This is a genomic window from Sciscionella sediminilitoris, assembly GCF_000737195.2.
Lineage (GTDB): Bacteria > Actinomycetota > Actinomycetes > Mycobacteriales > Pseudonocardiaceae > Sciscionella > Sciscionella sediminilitoris.
In genome coordinates this window covers 1-3,540 of sequence record NZ_JALM01000093.1, presented here as the reverse complement: position 1 = coordinate 3,540, position 3,540 = coordinate 1, and the positions used below count along the sequence as shown (strand labels likewise).

General features: G+C 55.5%; 2 rRNA genes. Both read left to right on the top strand.

From position 1 onward, the window contains the following. Positions 1-129: 129 nt before the first annotated feature. A 23S ribosomal RNA gene (locus AD72_RS29245) occupies positions 130-3,268 on the top strand. Positions 3,269-3,415: 147 nt separating this feature from the next. Continuing rightward, positions 3,416-3,533, top strand: a 5S ribosomal RNA gene (gene rrf, locus AD72_RS29240). The last annotated feature ends 7 nt before the right edge of the window (positions 3,534-3,540 follow it).

Genomic DNA, 3,540 nt, shown 5'->3' with positions numbered 1-3,540 from the left:
CTGGTCGCGAATACTGACTGCTTGTTGTGGTTGAGTTCGTGTTTGTTGTGGTTGGTGTGGGGTTGTTGTTTGAGATTTGTATAGTGGTTGCGAGCATCTAGTTTTGTTTGCTTTAGTATTTTTGTGGTGTTGTAAGTGTTTTAGGGCGTTCGGTGGATGCCTGGGCACTAGGAGCCGATGAAGGACGTGGAAGACTGCGATATGCCTCGGGGAGTTGTCAATCGAGCTGTGATCCGAGGGTTTCCGAATGGGGTAACCCAGCACTCGTGATGGAGTGTTACCCGCATCTGAATGTATAGGGTGTGTGGAGGGAACGCGGGGAATTGAAACATCTTAGTACCCGTAGGAAGAGAAAACAATATGTGATTCCGTGAGTAGTGGTGAGCGAAAGCGGATTAGGCTAAACCATGTGCATGTCAAGCTGGCAGGTGTTGTGTGTGTGGTGTTGTGGGACCCAGTTGGAGGAGGCTGCTGACTTCTCGGGTTGTTGTGTTGTGTTAGTGGAACAGGTTGGGATGCCTGGCCGGAGTGGGTGAGAGTCCCGTACGCGAAAACATGACGCAGTGGTCTGGATTGGTGTTCCCAAGTAGTAGCGCACTCGTGGAATGTGCTGTGAATCGGCCGGGACCATCCGGTAAGCCTAAATACTTCCTAGTGACCGATAGCGGACTAGTACCGTGAGGGAAAGGTGAAAAGTACCCCGGGAGGGGAGTGAAAGAGTACCTGAAACCGTGCGTCTGCAAGCCGTCAGAACCTGTGCATCCTTTGGTGGGTGGTGGGTGATGGCGTGCCTTTTGAAGAATGAGCCTGCGAGTTCGTGGTGCGTGGCGAGGTTAACCCGGGTGGGGTAGCCGTAGCGAAAGCGAGTCTGAATAGGGCGGCTAGTCGCGTGCTCGAGACCCGAAGCGGGGTGATCTACCCATGGCCAGGGTGAAGCGCCGGTAAGACGGTGTGGAGGCCCGAACCCACTTAGGTTGAAAACTGAGGGGATGAGCTGTGGGTAGGGGTGAAAGGCCAATCAAACTCCGTGATAGCTGGTTCTCCCCGAAATGCATTTAGGTGCAGCGTCGCGTGTTGCTTTGCGGGGGTAGAGCACTGGATGGCTGATGGGCCTTACCGGGTTACTGAGGTCAGCCAAACTCCGAATACCGTGAAGTTGAGCGTGGCAGTGAGACGGCGGGGGATAAGCTTCGTCGTCGAGAGGGAAACAGCCCAGAACACCAGCTAAGGCCCCTAAGTGTGCGCTAAGTGGAAAAGGATGTGGGATTGCCCAGACAACCAGGAGGTTGGCTTAGAAGCAGCCATCCTTGAAAGAGTGCGTAATAGCTCACTGGTCAAGTGGTCCTGCGCCGATAATGTAGCGGGGCTTAAGCGCATCGCCGAAGCTGTGTCGTCCAAACATGAGATCGCCTTCAGCCTGCGGGTTGTTGGCTAGTCGTTTGGGTGGGTAGGGGAGCGTCCTGCATCCGGTGAAGCCCTGGAGTGATCCAAGGGTGGAGGGTGTGGGAGTGAGAATGCAGGCATGAGTAGCGAATGGACAGTGAGAATCTGTCCCGCCGGATGACTAAGGGTTCCTGGGGCAGGTTGTTCCGCCCAGGGTGAGTCGGGGCCTAAGGCGAGGCCGACAGGCGTAGTCGATGGTTAACGGGTTGATATTCCCGTACCCGTGTTAATGCGTCCATGGCGAGGTCGTTGATACTAACCACCCGAGCCCATGACTGGTCTTCGGACTGGTGGTGGGTGAGCGTGGGACCTGAGACGGTATTAGTCAAGTGATGGGGTGACGCAGGAAGGTAGCTCGGCCAGTGAGTGGTTGTACTGGTGTAAGCGTGTGGCCCGCAGTGCAGGGAAATCCGTGCTGCTGACTTGAATGTCGTGGGTGAGGCGTGATGCGTAGCCGTTGTGGTGAATTGGGTGATCCTATGCTGCCGAGAAAAGCCTCTAGCGAGTGTTGACATGGCCCGTACCCGAAACCGACACAGGTGGTCAGGTAGAGAATACTAAGGCGATCGGGTGAACTGCGGTTAAGGAACTCGGCAAAATGCCCCCGTAACTTCGGGAGAAGGGGGGCCACGGCTGGTGATTCGACTAGCTCGAGGAGCTGGTGGTGGCCGCAGAGACCAGGGGAAAGCGACTGTTTACTAAAAACACAGGTCCATGCGAAGAAGTAATTCGAGGTATATGGACTGACGCCTGCCCGGTGCTGGAACGTTAAGAGGACCCGTTAACTCTTTTGGGGTGAAGCGGAGAATTTAAGCGCCAGTAAACGGCGGTGGTAACTATAACCATCCTAAGGTAGCGAAATTCCTTGTCGGGTAAGTTCCGACCTGCACGAATGGCGTAACGACTTTCCCGCTGTCTCGACCGCAGGCCCGGCGAAATTGCATTACGAGTAAAGATGCTCGTTACGCGCGGCAGGACGGAAAGACCCCGGGACCTTTACTATAGCTTGGTATTGGTGTTTGGTTCGGTTTGTGTAGGATAGGTGGGAAACTGTGAAGCGGTGGCGCTAGCCATGGTGGAGTTGTCGTTGAAATACCACTCTGACCGGATTGGGCATCTAACCCGCGCCCATGATCTGGGTGGGGGACAGTGCCTGGTGGGTAGTTTAACTGGGGCGGTTGCCTCCCAAAGAGTAACGGAGGCGCCCAAAGGTTCCCTCAGCCTGGTTGGCAATCAGGTGTTGAGTGTAAGTGCACAAGGGAGCTTGACTGTGAGACTGACGGGTCGAGCAGGAGCGAAAGCTGGGACTAGTGATCCGGCCATCCCTGATGGAAGGGTGGTCGCTCAACGGATAAAAGGTACCCCGGGGATAACAGGCTGATCTTGCCCAAGAGTCCATATCGACGGCATGGTTTGGCACCTCGATGTCGGCTCGTCGCATCCTGGGGCCGGAGTAGGTCCCAAGGGTTGGGCTGTTCGCCCATTAAAGCGGTACGCGAGCTGGGTTTAGAACGTCGTGAGACAGTTCGGTCCCTATCCGCCGCGCGCGTTTGGAGACTTGAGGAAGGCTGTCCCTAGTACGAGAGGACCGGGACGGACGAACCTCTGGTGTGCCAGTTATCCCGCCAGGGGTATGGCTGGTTGGCTATGTTCGGAAGAGATAACCGCTGAAAGCATCTAAGCGGGAAACTCGTTTCAAGATGAGGTCTCCCACCCCTTTTGAGGGTTAAGGCCCCCTAGAGACCATGGGGTTGATAGGCCAGAGATGGAAGCCCAGTAATGGGTGTCGAGTTGACTGGTACTAATAGGCCGAGGACTTACACACCCCACCACACACTATGTGTGGGGGAGTATTAGACGCGGATAAAACGTAACGATGCTCGCAACTGCTATACGATTCTGAACCAACAACCCCCGAGGCCCTGGCAGGGTCTTGTGACAGGGTTAAAAAGAAATAGTGGTTCATGTTTGTTTCGGTGGTGATAGCGGTGCGGGAAACGCCCGGTCCCATTCCGAACCCGGAAGCTAAGCCCACCAGCGCCGATGGTACTGCACCCGCCAGGGTGTGGGAGAGTAGGACACCGCCGAACTCAACTT